This window comes from Psychrobacter sp. CAM01, assembly GCF_032842965.1.
Classification (GTDB): domain Bacteria; phylum Pseudomonadota; class Gammaproteobacteria; order Pseudomonadales; family Moraxellaceae; genus Psychrobacter; species Psychrobacter celer.
In genome coordinates this window covers 66526-84020 of the sequence record NZ_JAWJBL010000008.1, presented here as the reverse complement: position 1 = coordinate 84020, position 17495 = coordinate 66526, and the positions used below count along the sequence as shown (strand labels likewise).

General features: G+C 48.3%; 16 protein-coding genes. 8 read left to right on the top strand and 8 right to left on the bottom strand.

All coding sequences use genetic code 11. The features are described 5' to 3' along the window. Positions 1-157: 157 nt before the first annotated feature. On the top strand, positions 158-1534 hold the full coding sequence (locus R0I52_RS04010) for a dicarboxylate/amino acid:cation symporter (RefSeq protein ID WP_317053262.1): 1377 nt from the start codon (positions 158-160) through the stop codon (positions 1532-1534). Positions 1535-1802: 268 nt separating this feature from the next. On the opposite strand, the gene R0I52_RS04005 is transcribed toward R0I52_RS04010, so the two are convergent. Next, a complete protein-coding gene (locus R0I52_RS04005) occupies positions 1803-2558 on the bottom strand; it encodes a TSUP family transporter (protein ID WP_317053261.1) in 756 nt (251 codons plus the stop codon). Positions 2559-3060: 502 nt separating this feature from the next. Between R0I52_RS04005 and nhaA the strand changes: the two genes are divergently transcribed. The 3 genes from nhaA to R0I52_RS03990 all read left to right on the top strand — a co-directional run bounded on the left by nhaA (position 3061) and on the right by R0I52_RS03990 (position 6462). Then, positions 3061-4266, top strand: coding sequence for a Na+/H+ antiporter NhaA (nhaA, locus tag R0I52_RS04000; protein WP_075100370.1), 1206 nt, complete (start codon positions 3061-3063; stop codon positions 4264-4266). Between the two features lie 218 nt (positions 4267-4484). Then, positions 4485-5066 carry a DUF2799 domain-containing protein gene (locus tag R0I52_RS03995; protein ID WP_317053260.1) on the top strand — a complete coding sequence of 194 codons (582 nt, stop codon included), beginning with the start codon at positions 4485-4487 and terminating at the stop codon, positions 5064-5066. 40 nt (positions 5067-5106) lie between these two features. Next, complete coding sequence (locus R0I52_RS03990) at positions 5107-6462, top strand: oxygenase MpaB family protein (RefSeq protein WP_317053259.1); 1356 nt, start codon at positions 5107-5109, stop codon at positions 6460-6462. Between the two features lie 24 nt (positions 6463-6486). Here the strand turns inward: R0I52_RS03990 and R0I52_RS03985 are convergent, their stop codons facing one another. Continuing rightward, a complete protein-coding gene (locus R0I52_RS03985) occupies positions 6487-7224 on the bottom strand; it encodes a CoA pyrophosphatase (protein ID WP_317053258.1) in 738 nt (245 codons plus the stop codon). 545 nt (positions 7225-7769) lie between these two features. Between R0I52_RS03985 and R0I52_RS03980 the strand changes: the two genes are divergently transcribed. Further along, positions 7770-8333: an NUDIX hydrolase gene (locus R0I52_RS03980; protein ID WP_075100367.1), complete on the top strand. Its 564-nt coding sequence runs from the start codon at positions 7770-7772 to the stop codon at positions 8331-8333. A 126-nt stretch (positions 8334-8459) separates the two neighbouring features. Here R0I52_RS03980 and R0I52_RS03975 read toward each other — a convergent pair whose 3' ends face one another. Beyond that, complete coding sequence (locus R0I52_RS03975; RefSeq protein WP_317053257.1) at positions 8460-11537, bottom strand: insulinase family protein; 3078 nt, start codon at positions 11535-11537, stop codon at positions 8460-8462. Between the two features lie 303 nt (positions 11538-11840). Between R0I52_RS03975 and R0I52_RS03970 the strand changes: the two genes are divergently transcribed. Together R0I52_RS03970 and R0I52_RS03965 are read left to right on the top strand one after the other, a co-directional pair. Beyond that, on the top strand, positions 11841-12302 hold the full coding sequence (locus R0I52_RS03970; protein ID WP_317053256.1) for a universal stress protein: 462 nt from the start codon (positions 11841-11843) through the stop codon (positions 12300-12302). A gap of 99 nt (positions 12303-12401) precedes the next feature. Beyond that, on the top strand, positions 12402-12863 hold the full coding sequence (locus R0I52_RS03965; protein WP_075100364.1) for a universal stress protein: 462 nt from the start codon (positions 12402-12404) through the stop codon (positions 12861-12863). Between the two features lie 130 nt (positions 12864-12993). On the opposite strand, the gene R0I52_RS03960 is transcribed toward R0I52_RS03965, so the two are convergent. Next, a complete protein-coding gene (locus tag R0I52_RS03960) occupies positions 12994-13929 on the bottom strand; it encodes a LysR substrate-binding domain-containing protein (protein WP_317053255.1) in 936 nt (311 codons plus the stop codon). Between the two features lie 282 nt (positions 13930-14211). On the opposite strand from R0I52_RS03960, the gene R0I52_RS03955 reads away from it, so the two are divergent. Further along, complete coding sequence (locus R0I52_RS03955; RefSeq protein WP_317053254.1) at positions 14212-15297, top strand: YeiH family putative sulfate export transporter; 1086 nt, start codon at positions 14212-14214, stop codon at positions 15295-15297. Positions 15298-15496: 199 nt separating this feature from the next. On the opposite strand, the gene R0I52_RS03950 is transcribed toward R0I52_RS03955, so the two are convergent. From R0I52_RS03950 to R0I52_RS03935, 4 genes are all read right to left on the bottom strand, one after another. Further along, complete coding sequence (locus R0I52_RS03950) at positions 15497-15706, bottom strand: cold-shock protein (RefSeq protein ID WP_025644841.1); 210 nt, start codon at positions 15704-15706, stop codon at positions 15497-15499. A gap of 233 nt (positions 15707-15939) precedes the next feature. After that, positions 15940-16362: a YbaN family protein gene (locus R0I52_RS03945; RefSeq protein WP_317053253.1), complete on the bottom strand. Its 423-nt coding sequence runs from the start codon at positions 16360-16362 to the stop codon at positions 15940-15942. A gap of 295 nt (positions 16363-16657) precedes the next feature. Beyond that, positions 16658-17140, bottom strand: coding sequence for a hypothetical protein (locus R0I52_RS03940; protein ID WP_317053252.1), 483 nt, complete (start codon positions 17138-17140; stop codon positions 16658-16660). A gap of 61 nt (positions 17141-17201) precedes the next feature. Beyond that, complete coding sequence (locus R0I52_RS03935; protein ID WP_317053772.1) at positions 17202-17390, bottom strand: TerD family protein; 189 nt, start codon at positions 17388-17390, stop codon at positions 17202-17204. Positions 17391-17495: the final 105 nt, after the last annotated feature.

Genomic DNA, 17495 nt, shown 5'->3' with positions numbered 1-17495 from the left:
ACCTTAATAATTATTTTATATTGTCGAAGAGCCTGACATGAAATGACAGACAAAATTTTGCAGATGCAACACCATCAGGCGTAAGGATGGCAATCATAAACGCATTGGTTTAGTAGCACCCTTGATACTGAATGTTGCGGATAAAAGGATAGAGTTTATGTGGAAAAATATGGGACTAACGGGCAAGATCATCGTTGCCATGGTGCTCGGTATCATACTGGGATTATTTATCAACTATTCAGGACTGAACGCTGAGGGCGGTTTTGTTAGTACATATATCACCAATGGATTTTTGGCCATCATCGGCAAGCTATTCGTCAACTCCCTCAAAATGCTGGTCGTGCCTTTGGTACTTATCTCGCTGATTTGCGGGGTGTGCGGTATTGGTGATATTCGTTTGCTTGGGCGCATAGGTACCAAGACTTTCCTAATCTATATGATGACGACCGCGCTTGCTATTGCAACTGCTATCGGACTTGGGTTTTTATTTGGTATCGGTAAAGGCATGGAGGTTGAAACAGAAGCGGCATTTGAAGCCAAGTCTGCGCCACCTCTACTCGATGTTTTTTCAAATATCATTCCGTCAAACCCCATCAGCGCGATGGCAAATGGCGACATGCTGTCGATTATCTTCTTTGCCATCTTGATCGGTATCAGTATTTTGATGGTCGGCAAGCCTGCCAAAGGTTTGGTACAAAGCTTGGAGCTGATTAATGAAGTCATCTTAAAGATGGTGACCATCATTATGAATCTTGCGCCTTATGGGGTTTTTGCGCTATTGACCAAAGCCATGGCGGAGCTGGGCTTAGATCTGATTTGGTCATTGCTCGGTTATGTTGCAGTACTGATTGGCTCACTGGCTTTCCACTTTTTTATCACTATGATGATCGTGCTAAAGCTGTTTTCTGGTCTGTCTATTAAGACGTTTTTGGCAAAAATGCGCGAAGTACAGATTTTTGCTTTTAGTACCTCAAGCTCGAACGCCACCATTCCGATCACGCTGCGTACCGTCACCAAGCGTATGGGTGTCAACAACTCAGTAGCCTCGTTTACCGTGCCTTTTGGGGCGACCATCAACATGGATGGTACGGCCATCATGCAAGGTACGGCGACCATCTTTATTGCCAATATTTATGGTATTGATTTGGGTGTGACCGAGTATCTGACAGTTATCTTGATGTCGGTGCTGGCCTCTGTCGGTACCGCAGGCGTCCCTGGTGTGGGCTTAATCATGCTGTCTATGGTATTTGCTCAAGTCGGTCTGCCTATCGAAGGTATTGGGCTGATCTTGGGTGTGGATCGTATCCTTGATATGCTGCGTACGGCGGTCAACGTCGGCGGCGATGCAGCAGTGACAGCAATCGTGGCAAAATCTGAAGAGAAAATGGACGTCGCTATCTACAACGATCCTGCGGCGGGCACCAAAGACGTCTTTGATGGTCACATCGATGAAGACAACGAGCGTGAGTTCTCTCAAGTGTTTAGTGATGGCATCATGGGTAGTGAGTACGATGATATTGATCGTCGCCGCTAATCAATAAAGCGTTTATTTATTCATTTATCAAAACCTTAGTTCACTTTTGAACTGAGGTTTTTTTATGGCTGCACTGCCTATAAACAGGCTGTATCGATACTCAATAAAGCATATAGCCAGTTGAAAACAAAACTGTCATAAGTTCCAAAGCACTACTGGGATGCTGTTTTTAAACGTAGGCTGCGCAGCCTCTGTGCATACAGCACGCAAGTAAAATTTATACCAGTAGCGCTACAACATTTTTAAACTGAATCTACTATAGATTGCGTTAGCCAATCACATACTTGGTAATCATGGCAAGGCAGACCAGCACGATGACAGGACGAATCAGCTTGCTCCCCCCTTTGACCACCATATGCGAGCCAAAATACGCCCCTACCGTTTGTCCGACCATCATTGCCAGACCGACTTTCCACAACACATTACCGCCCAAAATAAAAAAAATCAGCGAGCCAATATTGGTCGATAAGTTTAAAACCTTAGCCGCGCCTGTTGCCTCGATGATCTGCCGACCACGTAGCGCCACATTACCCAGCGCAAAAAACATGCCCGTCCCTGGCCCGATATACCCATCATAAAACCCAATCAATGGCGCCACAATTTTTTGCCACTTGCCCTCTGAGATACGCGGCGCCGCTTCCACCTCGCCGAGCTTGGGTGCAAACAAAGTATAAATCCCGATAGCGGCAATCAAAAACGGAATCAGCTTTTCGAGTAAATCCGGCGGCGACATCTGTACAGCGATGGTACCGATGACTGAACCAATAAAAGCCCCGATAATCGCCACCTTTATACTTTTAGGGTTGATGACGCCCTTTTTTATCATCGTAATCGAGGCCGCTAGCGCACCCGAGGCGGCTTGTAGCTTATTGGTGCCAAGCGTGAGCACTGGCGGGATATTGGCCAGTAGCATGGCTGGTATGGTGAGGAGCCCACCGCCGCCTGCAATGGCATCGATAAAACCGGCTATTGCGGCCACCGCCGTTAGCATTAAGATAATCTCGATAGAGAGGGATAAGTCCATGACGCTGACCTGCAAAATTGATAAGAAAAATCAGCCTCGATATTGAGGCTGTATGTACCGCTATCTGTCAGCAGATACACTGACCTGCTGACACATTTATACCTATAAGTGGCACTGTAGAGTGACGCTCATTATAAAGATAAAAACGTAAAAAAAGCCAAAAACGTAAAAAAGTCTGCTAGATTTGTCTAAGGCATGCTCTCGATTCAATCGATAGTCATCTAGATGGGCTAAAGATTGCGACGCGCGTCGGATCGTTAGTCAGTAACGACTTATCACTATATTTACCAGTGTTATCATCGTTATAATATCGCTATTGTGGATATAGCAAGACGTGCTTATAACTTTGGGTGGACGTATTTTGTTGTCTATATGAATCAGAGTATGAGAAACTGTTGCTGTCTGTTTGTATGGCGCGCTAAGCGACCGCATCGATATTTGAGGTTATTGAATTGTTTGGCAATTCGTTTTTAGTAATTTGTATTTAGAAAATGAGGGTAATATGGCAATACGAAGGATTAAGGCATTTTTTGAATTTGAGGCAGCAGGCGGCATCGTGTTAGCACTGGCTGCCATCGCTGCGATGATAATTGCCAACTCCCCTCTAAGCACGTGGTATGAAGGCTTTATCCATGCCCCTGTTGCCATTCAAATCGGTGATTTTGCGATTGCCAAAGACGCCCATCATTGGATCAATGACGGCCTGATGGCGATTTTCTTTTTTTTGGTCGGCCTTGAGCTCAAGCGCGAAGTGCTTATCGGTGAGCTGTCCAATGTCAAACAAATCATTTTGCCAGCAGGCGCGGCCATCGGCGGGATGATCATGCCCGCTGCAGTCTATCTGCTATTTAACTATAGCGAGCCTGAGTTTTGGAAAGGTTGGGCCATTCCTGCCGCCACAGATATTGCTTTTGCCCTCGGTATCTTAAGCCTACTTGGCAGTCGCGTCCCAAACTCCCTCAAAGTATTCTTGGTATCGATTGCTATTTTTGATGATATCGGCGCGATTTTGATCATTGCCTTGTTTTATACCAGCGAACTATCCCTTGAGTCATTGGCCTTTGCAGGGCTATGCTTGCCGTTTTTGTATTTGCTAAACCGTCGTAACGTGACCAGTATCACCCCCTACCTGCTCATCGGCGTCATCATGTGGATTGCCGTTCTCAAGTCGGGCATCCATGCGACATTAGCGGGCGTGGTGTTGGCGTTGTTTATTCCTATGTTTGATCGTACTGACCCTGAGCACTCCCCTGTCGAAGAGCTAGAGCACGACCTACACAACACTGTGGCTTTTGGTATCTTGCCTCTATTTGCCTTTGCCAACTCAGGCATCTCACTCAAAGGCGCAGGTTTTGCAGAGCTGTTTCACTCCGTACCGCTGGGGATCGCCGCCGGTCTATTTATCGGTAAGCAATTGGGTGTCATGGCGATGTGCTGGTTAATCTTTAAGCTGGGTATCTCAACCATGCCAAAGGGCATGAATTATAAGCAAATTTATGGTGCCGCTTTGCTGTGCGGTGTGGGTTTTACCATGAGCTTATTTATCGGTGGCCTTGCTTTTGCAGGCGACACCGCGTTATTTGATGAGCGTCTAGGCATCATCATGGGCTCTATCGTCTCTGGGATTGCAGGTTACCTAATGCTAAAAGTCAGCCTAAAAGACAACGTCAGCGGCACCTCAGTCGATTTGACACGGCCTCAGCCATAATCCATCATCAGAAGAAGGCGAGCTATTTTGCGGTTATTTAGCCAACAAATAGCTCACCGCTTTTTTGTTTAAACCCTAACAGTAAAAAACAATAACCTTAGAAAAACCAGCACCACAAGCCATGTTTGGATAAAGGCAGTAAGCGCAACGACACCTCGCCTCGTGACATCTAGATACACACTGGGCGCAACTGATAACAGCAGTTTTAGGAGATGACCATGCAAGGACTTATCAGATCTATATCGCTTAGTCTGCCTATCCTTGGCAGTATGTTTTTACTATCATGCGCGACTCTCTCCAAACAACAATGCCTGATCGGTGATTGGCAAACGATAGGCTATAACGATGGCGTGGCAGGCTACTCCTCAGAGCGCCTCGCCTCACACAGCAAAGCCTGTGCCAAAGCGCATGTGACCCCTGATTATCTTGCGTGGGAGCGCGGCCGCAAGCTTGGGCTGCAGCAATACTGTACGAGCACCAATGCTTACAATGTCGGTCGCCGCGGGCGTAGGTTAAACAACGTCTGCCCTGCTGCTATGGTAAACCACCTTCAACAGGCCAATCAGCACGGCCTAGCCTATTATCGTCTAGACAACCAGCTCGACACAGACAGACGCCTATTAGATGAGTATCAAGCAGAGTTTGATCAGCTTGAGAGCGGCGCGATGCTAGACTTTGCCAACGAAAAAGACGCTCGCAAACGGCTGTTGTTTTTAGCCGATGAGCTTGGGTCGATCAAACGTCGCCTCGATGACACACAAAGGCAGCTCGATATGCTCAACCAAACGTCTAAATATTAGGCCATCATAAAAAGCCTACCGATAAAGGCATTTGCTACCTATGGATCCAAACAATACAGCGCAGACACAGCCAGCGCGCGCGTCAAAACCGAGCCAACCTACCTCTGCATCGTATCAGCGTCATGGGCGTACCACAGCGATTGATGATCATCATGACCTACAGGTCTTAAAACGGATCAAGCGCTACTTGCTACCCAAAGATTTTGTCATCTCGCAAGATTTATTAGAGGAGATGGTCGCAGGCTACGACATCGGCGACCCCCTGACCGATACGCTCGCGGCTGATGGCCTGCGTTTTGCCAAACCTTTACAGCAGCTTATCCTCGATAACAAAACCGACAGTAAACTCGCAGCTCATCCGTCCTTTTGTGCACTGGCTGAGCAGTTTAGCGATCATCCTACTTGGTTTGACCCTCAGCTTGCACAGACTGGGGCGATCGCCTATCGGCGCTATCCGCTGATGCTGATTTGGCTGCTGCGAAATGTGGCATTGATGGCAGGTTATAGCATCCCTGCCCTATCGCTGCCACTGATCCAAACTGGCGCGTTGATGCACGATGCTCTACCAAGACTCATGCGCACTTATGCTTATATTTTGGCGGTCTCTGAGCATCCATTATTGCCCAAAACAAGCACACGTATACCGCGCACACGAGGGCCTATCGATAGCGTTTTGGCGATCGGCTCTGAGGGTTGGCGTCAGTCGATTCAGGTGCGGCAGATTCACACACTCGTGCGGCAAAACTTGCTCAGTGGCAAAAGCAACGCGGCAAAAGGCGTCGTCACAGAGGCCGATCAGCATCGCAACCCTGATGGCAGCTGGAACACTGCTTATTGGGGTGTACCGATCAACCAAACTGATATGATTGCCACTCATCTGCAATTCTCGCTACTGATTATGCGCGGGCTACGGCTGCTTGGCGCGCGTATCAGTAGCGAGGAGGCCGAGGGAATTTTGCATTTATGGAATCTTGCCAGTTACTGGATGGGTGTGGATTTAGAGCGTCTACCAAAGGATGAGGCCGCCTGCTGGGAGTGGCTCTATACCTACTTGTCCATTCAACAGCTAGACTTTGAGATGGGGCGACCTTTAGCAAAAGCCCTACACGATCTGCCGCGGCAACTGATGGGCGAAGACAATCGCCGCGGGCGTTTTGTAGAGATGGTCAATGCCAGTGTGACACGTACTCTGGTCGGTGATGATATCGGAGACGGCTTAGCGCTACCAAAATCGAAGCTCCGGTTTGGTGTCTTATCTTCCGTGCCTATTTTGTTTGCGCTCGATACCGCGCGGCAGCACAACCAAACGGTAGCCGCCAAACTAGAAGCCTTTCGCGCCAAGCGTCAAGACAATATGAACTGGTGGCTCAAAAAAAACGACGCCTATTATCAATGACGCAGCATCTGTCGGCTCAGCTCATTACAATCGGCTATCTTGCACGCGGTAATACCACTCCAACTGCCGATCAAAAGCTGTCTCTAATAAGCTGGCAATGACGCGGCCTGTCAGCCCCCAGACCGTCTCGCCATCGACTTGCCAGCTGGGCGTAAGTATCGTCGCCACCTGATCTTGCATGGCATATTCTATCGCATACTCAACGGTAGGCTGCGTGAGTAACGCCTCAAAATCTGCCCAAAAAATACGCGATATCTCACCGATTTCAGGCACCAGTACCAAATCAGGCGCGATCAAAGCCACGATTGGGCGCACGCTCATGCCGCTTTTGGAGGTCTGAATGGGTAGCTGACCGATTAGCTGTACCTTGTTGGGCGGGAGTGCCGTCTCTTCACAAGCTTCACGTAGCGCTGTGACGACGTTATTACCATCCCCTATCTCGTATTTACCGCCAGCGCAAGATACCTCGCCTGCATGGCTATTCATGTGCGCAGCGCGCCGCGTCAAAAGCAGCTTGGGATGGCGCTCATGGGTGATGGCCACCAGTATCGAAGCATCGGCAATGGGCGTCTGGTATAGACTGTCTAAGACACGCGCGCTGCGAGAGCTTTGCTGCGCGGTATGCAGCGCTGAATCGGTCAGCGCATTTAACGTCTCTTGCTGAACCCGCTCGGTCAATTGCCTGAGTGTCGGATAGCGAATAAAAGGTGGTATAGCGACTGACTGCTCATCTAACTGTACAGTCTGGGAAGGGAGTAACATGATCTTGCCCTATGTTTTTATCAATACGTTTTTATCAATATGTGGCGTGACTAGCTGTAGACTAACGTACTCTTCACGCAGCTGCATGCTATTTGTGTGACTCTTCATTTGTCAGGAAGTGTTCGTTATAAGGTATTCGTCATGAACGTCTCAAATCGCATCGACAGACAGGCGCCGCGTATTGTCTTCTTATTTTATAAGTCAACGTGTTTTATGGGTTAGCGTGACCGTTTGAGACAAATAGCAGTGATGGCTTGCCACGATGCCAAGATACCACGGGCGTTGCTGTCATTTATCGGACGATGACCCGCCAGCGATATGCAGCGTTACTGTTATCATGCTGCGCTACGAACAAAATGTGTGCTATCTTAAGGCGGTGCTTGCTTATTAAAACAACACCTTGCAGCATCGCTTTACCGGTATCCTGATAGTAAAAAAACCAATGTATAAAGGGCGGGCGCGCCTGCCCATGACGAGGTGTTTTTGCCATTAGGAGTACTGATTCTTTATCTCTTACGCTTACTACATTTATAAAGGCAGTTGATATGCGCTATTGTCTCCAATGCGGTCATCAAGCAGAACGAAAAATACCAGCCACGGATAATATGCCGCGTTTGGTATGCCCAAATTGCAACTATATTCACTACGAAAACCCAAAAGTCATCTGTGGGTCGCTGGTCGTACATAAAGACAGAGTGCTGCTATGCCGCCGCGCGATAGAGCCGCAATACGGTCTTTGGACGATACCGGCAGGCTTTATGGAAAACGGGGAAACCATGGCAGAGGGCGCCGCGCGTGAGAGCTACGAAGAAGCGGATGCAGTGGTGCTAAACCCTCATCTGTACTGTATCTATGATCTACCAGACATCGGACAGATATACTCGATTTATTTGGCCGATCTCAAAGACGGTGCGTATGGTGTCGGCTCTGAAAGCCTTGATTGTGCACTGTTTAGCGAAGAAGACATCCCGTGGGATAGTCTCGCCTTTGAAGCGGTGCGCCGCACCTTACGAAGCTACTTTGCCGATCGCCAGCAGTTCAGCCAATTGTCTGAGTTTCCTATTCATCAGGATATGATTGGCAAAGACTTGAGTATCAAACGTTTTTAAACGCCTTTAAACGTTGACTCAACCATCAGTCTTTTTACCATAAACCATAAAAGCAGACAATAACCTAGTATTGTCTGCTTCATAAATACTCACAGTGACAGATTGGTTTTTATTCAAAAAACCCCATTAGCTCTTTATTTTGCAAACGTTAAAGCCGAGGTTTTTCACGGTTTCTTCTTTATCATAAGGCGCTAGTACTGCACGTACATGCTGTTGCCCTTGTAGGTATTGCTTGGCCACGCGCTGTAGGTCCGCCACCGTCACATCCAATATGGCGGCACGCATCTTACGTTGCCAGTCAGCACCTCGATGGTGTAGATCAGCAAAGCAGGCTTTGACCGCCTCGCCAGCTGGGGAGCCTGGCTTATCCATACCCGAGATGATACCTAAGATGGCTTCTTCTAACTGCTCATCGGTCTGCGGCTCATTTATTAGCCACTCAATACTGGCCTCAAAATGCGCAAAGGTCTCAGCACACTGCGGGTCGCGGTAGCTAAAGAATTTAAAAGCGCAGGCATTGGCGTCATAGCCTGCGCCGCCGCCGTAAGCACCGCCGCGCTCGCGGATGGCGCTGTGCAAGTAGCCATTGCGCAGATACGGCGCTAATACCATCAAAGCGGCGGTATCAGGATGATCGGCCGCTGGCACACGATAAGCGCTGGCATTATGATAGACGTTGGTCGGTACCAGCCATGCCAAGTCCTCAGCATCGAGCGCAGCGGCGCTCTCTCGTGCCTTGATGGCGTCTGTTTCGCCATTTAACGCTGCCGCAAGGTGCAGCTCGGCAAACTCACTTGGTATAGTGTCTTCGATAGTCGCATCAGAGCCACTTAATTGCGCAGCAAGCGCTGGCGCTTGACTGTCTTTCCAGCTCTCGACGATTAAGTTGCTTAAGCGCTCGGTTTGTTCAGCTTCACAAATGATCACGGCATGCTTGGGCAAGCTGATCACACGCTGGTGCAAGTCCATCAGACTGGTTGCCAATTTATCCCACTGCGTGTCATCATCACCGGCATGCGCCAAAAAGTCTTTTAGCGCGTTTAGTGCAGGCAAGCCACTACGCACATACTCAAGCTGCGCTTGACGGCTCATACCGCGGCTGGCGGTTTGCATGGCATAAGAATGCCCAGAGCCAGCCAAATTCGACTGCCAGCCCGCTTGACGCTGCTGCAAAATCTCTTTGATACGGTCATGTTCGCGAAAGACGCTATGCTCCATGACCTCTTTGAGCAAATCAATCGCTTCAGGCTTGCGGTTGAGCGCACGGGTCGCCACCACAAAATAACTGCTGATCGTTTGGCTATCATCGATACTGGTGCGCTGGCTGATACGCGCCGTCACGCCAGAAGAATGCGCCGCTTGCTTGGCCTGCATCTCATGAGCGCTCATCGAGTCAGTACCCAGCTCTGATAGTAGGCTTAAATAAATCGGTAGCAGTGGATGATTGATCACCTCGTTCACAGGCAGGCTGCTGGTGGCCTGATTGCCAATGGCATCGGTCAGCGGCACAATCACTTGATAATAATACAAGCCGTTGGTGCCCGCTTCATATTCAAACAGCGTACTGTCTTGTCCGCTTAGGCGCACTTGTTTTTGTGTGCCTTGCTTAAAGCTGATATCGGTCGGGACATCCTCCAGTCCGACTTTTGGCAACAGGCTTAAATCATCAGGTGCTGCTTGCCGCGCTGCCAAATCAAGGGCTTGCTGTTTTAAGATGGCTTTATCATCAGCGCTCAAGTCCATCGCGATGGTATCAAGACGGGTCTGCTCTGCTGCAGCAAGGCGTGCTGATTTTTCACTATCTGGCGTTAACGTCACGCGCACACGGTGCTGATTGTCTAGTAGATGGGTTTTGATAAGGTTTGGTAGCCACTCTGCGTCTTTTACTTGCTCACGCAGCCACTGCAAATGCTCATCCACTTCCCAGACGTCGATCGGGTTGCCATCATGAATGGCCGTGCTAAAGCCTTCGAGCATCAAATTTAAACCATAAGGGATGCTATCGCCGCCGATATGGCGCTGATCGATCTCAATTTGGTGCAAAATGGTCTCAATCGTATCATCATCGATCGGTTTACTGGCCACTTCAGTCAGTAAATCCATAATACCTTGCTCTACTGCCTCGGCATGCTCAGGGTTGGAGCCGCGTAGACCGGTATAAAATACCATCTCATAATGGCTGTCATCGAGTCCCAATAGCGGACTTGGCGCTTTGCCAAGCGGATGACTGTCGAGATACGCACGTAATGGCGAGCCAGCATGCTCGACCAACACGCCTTCTAGCAGACGCAAAGCCAGACGCTGCTTGGGATCGGTGATCGATGGCAGCAGCCACGCCACCACATGATGGGTTTGGTCAGGGCCCGCTTCGTCAGCCGTATAAGTGTCGACCGCGCTGATCGGCGCAGGCAGGCGCTGCTCTGGACGTGAGACGTGTTTTTTACCCGCTTCAAACTGGCTCAAAGCATCGTTATGGATTTTCGCTTGGGTCTCGGCGACCGGAATATTACCAAAGCTCATAATCACGCTGTTTGATGGATGATAATGGCTTTGATGGAACTCAACGAGCTCGGCGTGGGTCAAATCAGGAATGTCCGCAGGATCACCGCCCGAGTTATAATGATAAGTGGTCGTTGGGAATAAATGATGAGCGACCGTATGATAGAGCTGGTCGATCTCGCCGCTCATCGCGCCTTTCATCTCATTAAAGACAACACCTTTAAACTGCGGTTTGTCATTTTCGTCCAATTCTACGCGAATACCTTCTTGAGCAAAATCAAGCGGATGAATATTGGGAAAAAACGACGCATCAAGATACACAGCCAGCAAGTTAAAGTAATCGTTTTTATTTTGTGTGGCATACGGATACGCTGTCCAGTCGGCCGCGGTCATGGCGTTCATAAAGGTATTTAATGAGCGCTTAATCATCGAAAAAAACGGATCACGAACCGGAAACCTTGCCGAGCCGCACAGCGCCACATGCTCCAAAATATGTGCCTCGCCCTTTGAGTCCATCGGCTGAGTACGAAAGCCAACCAAAAAGGCATTTTCATCACTTGGATGCGCCAAATGATAATGCATCGCGCCGGTTTTGACATGCTGACTGATCAGCACGTCCATTGACAACGCCTCGATATGGCGATGCTCAATCAACTCAAACGCTGGATGAAGCGTTAGATCGGCGATAAATGGCGTGTCAGTCATAGTGATCCTTATCAAATTATAATACATAGGGTGCCGTAGTAGATGGGGCTGCTGTTTTGATAAGTCAAGCGATCTGAGCGTTAATATTCTATGCCTCTTTTTGCTTGATAAGTCAATTGACAGGTCGTTTTGTAAGTCGTGTGGTCAACAGAGTCTCATAGGTTGTCTGTTAAACAATAAACGAATTAGGGGGTTGTAAATATCGCCTACAGGGGAATATCCATAATAAAATAATGGATTTAACCCTTAACAAACACCGCCACCACTGCTACTATAAAATAAACGTCTTAATAGGAGCTGATGATGGGCTATCAACATATTTTACTGGTCACCGACTTGTTATCTGATGCAGATGCCGTCGCACTCAAGGCCAAACGTATCCTTGCAGGTTCTCCTGAAGCTAGGCTGTCGGTATTGCATATCGTCGAGGATGACATGGTGCGCTTTGGCTTTGAGCTAGTACCAGCTTCCAGCCTATCAGGCGATGTCGATGGCGAGCACTGGCAAGAAGCACGAGAAAAACTGGCGCAGTTTTTGGCACGTAATGAGCTGCATGCGGTCAACTCTGAGGTGACATCTGCCATCTCAAACAGTAAGGGCATCGTCAATTATTGCCGCGACAATCAAGTCGACTTGCTCATCATCGGCCGCCATGAGCGTCATGGTATCGCCGCATGGTTGGCCAAAGCGACGGCCGACAGTATCTTGCCAAATATTCCTTGCGACAGCTTGGTGGTCAAGCTCGACCAACCCTTTGCAGAGTGATACGCGGCCTGCATCATCCGTGTGATGACGCTTGATGACGATTTAACAGCGCTCTGTAGTAGTGCTATAGTAAATACTATCTGACATGAGGAAGACGCTATGAGTTACGAACACATATTACTGGTCACCGACTTACTCTCTGATGCCGATATCGTCGCACAAAAGGCCAAACGTATCGTCGATAACCGCCCGGGCGCTAAGCTATCCGTACTGCATATCGTCAAAGACACCATGGTTGGTTTTGGTTATGAGTTGGTTCCCGCCTCGAGCTTATACGATGAGATCGATGATGAGCGCTGCCAAGAAGCACGGGCAAAGCTGGCGCAGTTTTTGGCGCGTAATGAGCTAGACGCCGTCAACTCGCAAGTGACCACCGCCATCTCTAGCAGCGAAGGCATCGTCAATTATTGCCACAAACACGACGTCGATCTTTTGGTCATCGGTCGGCACAAGCGCACAGGCATCGCCGCGTGGATCAGCGGTGCTACGGCGGATAATATCCTGCCCAACGTCCCATGCGACAGCTTGGTCGTAAGACTCGACAAACCCGTATCCAAGTAGCGCCAATAACATGTTACTTAATAGCGCTCAAACAATGGCGCTCAAACCGTAACGCGCAAATAGTCGCTCTCAAAACTTCAAACGCTAAAAAAGCGCGGTGTATCTACGACGCCGCGCTTTTTGTATTTGCTCAATCGTCTTGTATCATATCTATGAAAGTCTGCCAAATCGGGCTTTGATGGCGGGCTTTGTGCCAGACCAACCACCACGTCCGTGATAGATCGATACCTGCGACTTTTACTTGTACCAGCTTTCCTGCTGCCAGCTCCGCCTCGATGACGTGCTGGGACAGACAACCAAGACCGATATCGGCACTGACCATATGTTTGATGGCCTCTGACTGCTGAATTGCCATAATTACCTCGGCCTCTGGCAGATGTTTGAGCAGCTGCTCATCGATGATCTGCCGCGTGCCCGACCCCGCCTCTCGCACCAGTAGCGGCAGTTTGGCCAACTGCGTAAGAGTGATATGATACAGACGTTCAGTCTCTTGATAATCTGCAAGACCTGCCAGCCATCTGCTATCGCGTTTGGCAAATATCATCAAAGTATCCGTGCGCCATGCGCGCTGCTCGATGGCCTTAATATCTGTGGGGCGCGGCATGCCTTCTACCAACGCGATATCGATATTTAACTGCTCAACCTCCGCCACCACCTCTTGCGTATTGGCGATATACATATCGACACGAGCGTCTGGCAGCGCCTGATACAGCTTGGCTAGCAGCGGCGGCAAGGCATAATTACCGATGGTGGTGCTGGCGCCAATATGGATCTGACCGACTTGATACTTATGATAATGCTCCAGCGTCAATGACTGCTCTAAGATCGCTTGCGCTTGTATATAAATAGGATGGGCATTGGGGTGCTGGTTGAGCCTACGTCCGACCCGCTCAAATAACGGCATCTGCAGACGCGCCTCCAGCTCACTCAGCGCACTACTAACGGCCGACTGCGAGAGATGCAGCGCTTCACTAGCGCGGCTGGTGCTGCCAGTTTGATAAATACTCACAAACACTGCCAGTTGCTTTAGGGTAATCTTCGGTAGCGTTTGCATGGCTTTTTTCATTGTCTCGCTTGCCTTATATCCGTCTTTGGAGGTGTGCACACAACCGACATTGTTTAATAAACAACAAATTTAGCAATCTGTCTTTTACTGAGCTTGTTTTAACAACGTCCTCATCACTGCTGATGCCTCTGCTTTTAATAGAGGTTTGTTTCACGCCATCATTACCTGTATTTTCGATAGTTTCTATCTAATTAATCTGTTTTTATTATAAGTTGGCTTGTCTTATACTGTCTACTCATAAGCTTATGCTTATTTTGATTATAGCCATGAGGACGACGAGCCATGTATGCTTTTACACAGTCAATGAGTCACTATTGCCCGCGCAACCGCCACTTAGCAGGACTGCTGGTGGTGCTCTTTGGTAGTTTGCTGTGCTTGTGGTTGGACGCCAGCATCGATAGTTGGTCAAATGGTCGTATCGTTGGCCTCTCTCCGTTGACGCTGGCGATATTGCTTGGCATGGTACTGGGCAATACCGTCTACCCGCAGTTCGCAGAGCGCTTACAGATGGGCGTGGCCTTTGCTAAGGGACAAATATTGCGTCTGGCCATTATTTTTTATGGCTTTAAGCTGACCTTGACACAAGTCTCCAGCGTCGGAATGCCAGCGATCATGACCGACGCTCTGGTCTTGACCTCGACATTTCTATTGACTTACTGGCTCGGTACTAGATGGCTAAAGGTCGATAAGCAAACGACACTACTGATCGGCTCAGGGGCTAGCATTTGCGGAGCGGCGGCAATCATCGCTGCAGAGCCTGTGGTCAAGGCCGAAGCGCACAAGGTGACGATTGCTGTGGCGACGGTAGTAGTATTTGGCACCATCGCTATGCTGCTTTATCCATTTTTATACCATCTTGGCTGGCTGCAGCCGTGGCTCGACGCTCAGCAATACGGTATTTATACCGGCTCCACCATTCATGAAGTGGCGCAAGTGGTGGTCGCGGGTAACGCGGTGAGCACCGAGGTCGGCAATACTGCGGTCGTCACCAAAATGATACGAGTCATGATGCTCGCGCCATTTTTGCTTGTTTTATCATTTGCCTTGACCTCATCTGGTAGCGGTCAAGCCGACAAACCTTCCATAATGAGCCGTGTACGACAAGTGAATGTCCCTTGGTTTGCTTTTATCTTTATCTTGATGGTGCTGTTGCACACTTGGATACCGATGTCCGATGGCTTTGAGCAAAGTATGGTGATGCTAGATGATGTGATGCTGACCATGGCGATGTTTGCACTGGGCCTGACCACACATATGAGCGCTATCAAACAAGCTGGCGTCAAGCCGCTGATTTTAGGAGCAGTGATGTTTGCTTGGTTGCTACTCGGCGGCGGAGTGATCAATATCGCTATCAGCTCATTTGGTTAACCTGCAGCTCATTTACCTAAAACTAGAAAGGCCAACGATAGTGAAGTCGTTGGCCTTTTTTATTGCTCGTCTGCATAAGCGATGATAGCCATCATAGACGACAGCTATCTATAATCTTATAACCTATAATTGCAGACGAAAAAAAACGAACCCAAAGGTTCGTTTTTTTATCTTGCTCTATTTATCTATAAAAGACAAATTAGATAGCAACGATGTTGTGTGCTTGTGGGCCTTTTTGGCCTTGAGTTACAGTGAACTCAACTTCTTGGCCTTCAGCCAAAGTTTTGAAGCCTGAGCCTGAGATTTCGCTGTAATGAGCGAAAACGTCTGCGCCGTTTTCTGGAGCGATGAAACCAAAGCCTTTAGCTTCGTTGAACCACTTAACTGTACCTTTTTGAACGTCTGACATAGTCATAACCCTGATATTTAATTTATTTGTGGTCTAATAGACCGATAACGCTTGCAAATAGCTACTGAACGATAAATATTAAAACGAAGGATTATAACTAATACTACGAGGTAATGATTTGGTGCAGAACTGCTCTTAAGCTTGGATGTATTATAAGGGGAACATACTAGTATCGCAAGCCTTATCTCAGATTTTATGTAACTGGACTTAACTATTGCCCTATATTGGCGACCTTATTTGGCATTTGGCAGACGAAACAAATAGACAGCAACCCCGCTACAGACCAGTGCTACCAGCCATGCCGCCCATGCCATATCAGCGGGCAGACGATAAAACAACATGGCAGTCGATATCGCCATCATGATGGTCGCAAGCCACTTAGCATAAAGCGGTACTGCATGATTTTCTTCCCAATCACGGACGTATTTACCAAAGTATTTGTGATTGATCAGCCAAAAATGAAAGCGCCGCGAGCTACGTGCCCAGCACCCTGCCGCCAGTAATATAAAAGGCGCAGTCGGCATCACGGGTAGCAAAATGCCGATGATACCCAGCACAAAAAACACCCAGCCTAATATGACAAATGTCCAACGCACTGTCGGGCTGTGGTGCTGATTGGTCTTTGGGCGGTAGTAGAAGTGCTTTTTTTGGCTCATAAAGTATGTCGTTGGATAGTGTCAGATAATCAGGTTTTGGCCGGCAAATTTATGACAAAGACGGCGGCTGATAGAATTCACTAAGGATGCCGTATCAGGAGATATGCTACAAGACTATTTTTATGAGGGTTTTGCTATCAATCGGTATGTTTGGTTAGTGATTGGGTAAATTGAGACTATCTCCCTATCGCAAATAAAGCAAAAAGACCGCTGTTTTATGATGATAGCGGTCTTGAACACATGTGTCATATAAATGGATTAATTATCCATCTACTCAGCAATATCTATAGCGTCATTACAATAAACACACTGGCTCTAAAGTTGGCTTGTAGGTGTAAGTGAACTCTTGACCATTTGGATAGGCCTGCTGCAACTCAGGGTCGCTAAAGCTTTGGTTGAGTACCAGCGTTTGTTTGGGTGCCAGTTTTATGACCTTAACTTGGGAAAAAACTGGCTCGTTTTCATATTGAAGCCCTACTGCGGTACGGTTGGGCTTTAGGTTATATTTTTCTACGGCCGCTTGCTGATAGCTACCATCGGTATAGCATTTAAAGCGATAGTTGTAACTTGTGCCATCTCGGCGAAAGTTGACTACAGCAGCTTGACCGCCCATCCCTGCTGTCATCGCCCAATAGCCGTCGTAGATCTGTTGTGGCAACTGGTAGGCGTTATTGACCTGATCGTTTGGGTGCGATGGCGACATGCCAGTACTGGCACAGCCGGATAAATACAACGCGCCGCCTAGCATGGCAGCGGTAATCTTAAGATAATGGCTCATGGCTCGTCCTTTAGTTATGAGTAAGTTGATGGGTTATATTCATAGATTATATTAACAGTAATTACTTTCTGCGGGTTATACAAAATTCAAACTCGGCTTGGATACCTTTACTTGCCGTTGGCTGTGACTTGTAATGAGTAAGATTGATTTGCCCACATGGTGAGATTGGCTGATTATAAAACACCTTGTAATCATCATTGATCAGTTTGCCCGCTGCGTCTAAAGCAAAGCAGCTGATATCCATCTCTATTGGACTCTGGCGAGTGAAATTAAGCGTGATGGGTGCTGTATCGTCGATATTGCGTTGGCTTAGAGGTAGATATAATCCGATGGTTGGATTAATAGTTTTTCTTGA

Bases quoted from the DNA above. Each gene is read 5' to 3' on its own strand.
- R0I52_RS04010 (WP_317053262.1), top strand. From the start codon at position 158: ATGTGGAAAAATATGGGACTAACGGGCAAGATCATCGTTGCCATGGTG.
- R0I52_RS04005 (WP_317053261.1), bottom strand. From the start codon at position 2,558: ATGGACTTATCCCTCTCTATCGAGATTATCTTAATGCTAACGGCGGTG.
- nhaA (WP_075100370.1), top strand. From the start codon at position 3,061: ATGGCAATACGAAGGATTAAGGCATTTTTTGAATTTGAGGCAGCAGGC.
- R0I52_RS03995 (WP_317053260.1), top strand. From the start codon at position 4,485: ATGCAAGGACTTATCAGATCTATATCGCTTAGTCTGCCTATCCTTGGC.
- R0I52_RS03990 (WP_317053259.1), top strand. From the start codon at position 5,107: ATGGATCCAAACAATACAGCGCAGACACAGCCAGCGCGCGCGTCAAAA.
- R0I52_RS03985 (WP_317053258.1), bottom strand. From the start codon at position 7,224: ATGTTACTCCCTTCCCAGACTGTACAGTTAGATGAGCAGTCAGTCGCT.
- R0I52_RS03980 (WP_075100367.1), top strand. From the start codon at position 7,770: ATGCGCTATTGTCTCCAATGCGGTCATCAAGCAGAACGAAAAATACCA.
- R0I52_RS03975 (WP_317053257.1), bottom strand. From the start codon at position 11,537: ATGACTGACACGCCATTTATCGCCGATCTAACGCTTCATCCAGCGTTT.
- R0I52_RS03970 (WP_317053256.1), top strand. From the start codon at position 11,841: ATGGGCTATCAACATATTTTACTGGTCACCGACTTGTTATCTGATGCA.
- R0I52_RS03965 (WP_075100364.1), top strand. From the start codon at position 12,402: ATGAGTTACGAACACATATTACTGGTCACCGACTTACTCTCTGATGCC.
- R0I52_RS03960 (WP_317053255.1), bottom strand. From the start codon at position 13,929: ATGAAAAAAGCCATGCAAACGCTACCGAAGATTACCCTAAAGCAACTG.
- R0I52_RS03955 (WP_317053254.1), top strand. From the start codon at position 14,212: ATGTATGCTTTTACACAGTCAATGAGTCACTATTGCCCGCGCAACCGC.
- R0I52_RS03950 (WP_025644841.1), bottom strand. From the start codon at position 15,706: ATGTCAGACGTTCAAAAAGGTACAGTTAAGTGGTTCAACGAAGCTAAA.
- R0I52_RS03945 (WP_317053253.1), bottom strand. From the start codon at position 16,362: ATGAGCCAAAAAAAGCACTTCTACTACCGCCCAAAGACCAATCAGCAC.
- R0I52_RS03940 (WP_317053252.1), bottom strand. From the start codon at position 17,140: ATGAGCCATTATCTTAAGATTACCGCTGCCATGCTAGGCGGCGCGTTG.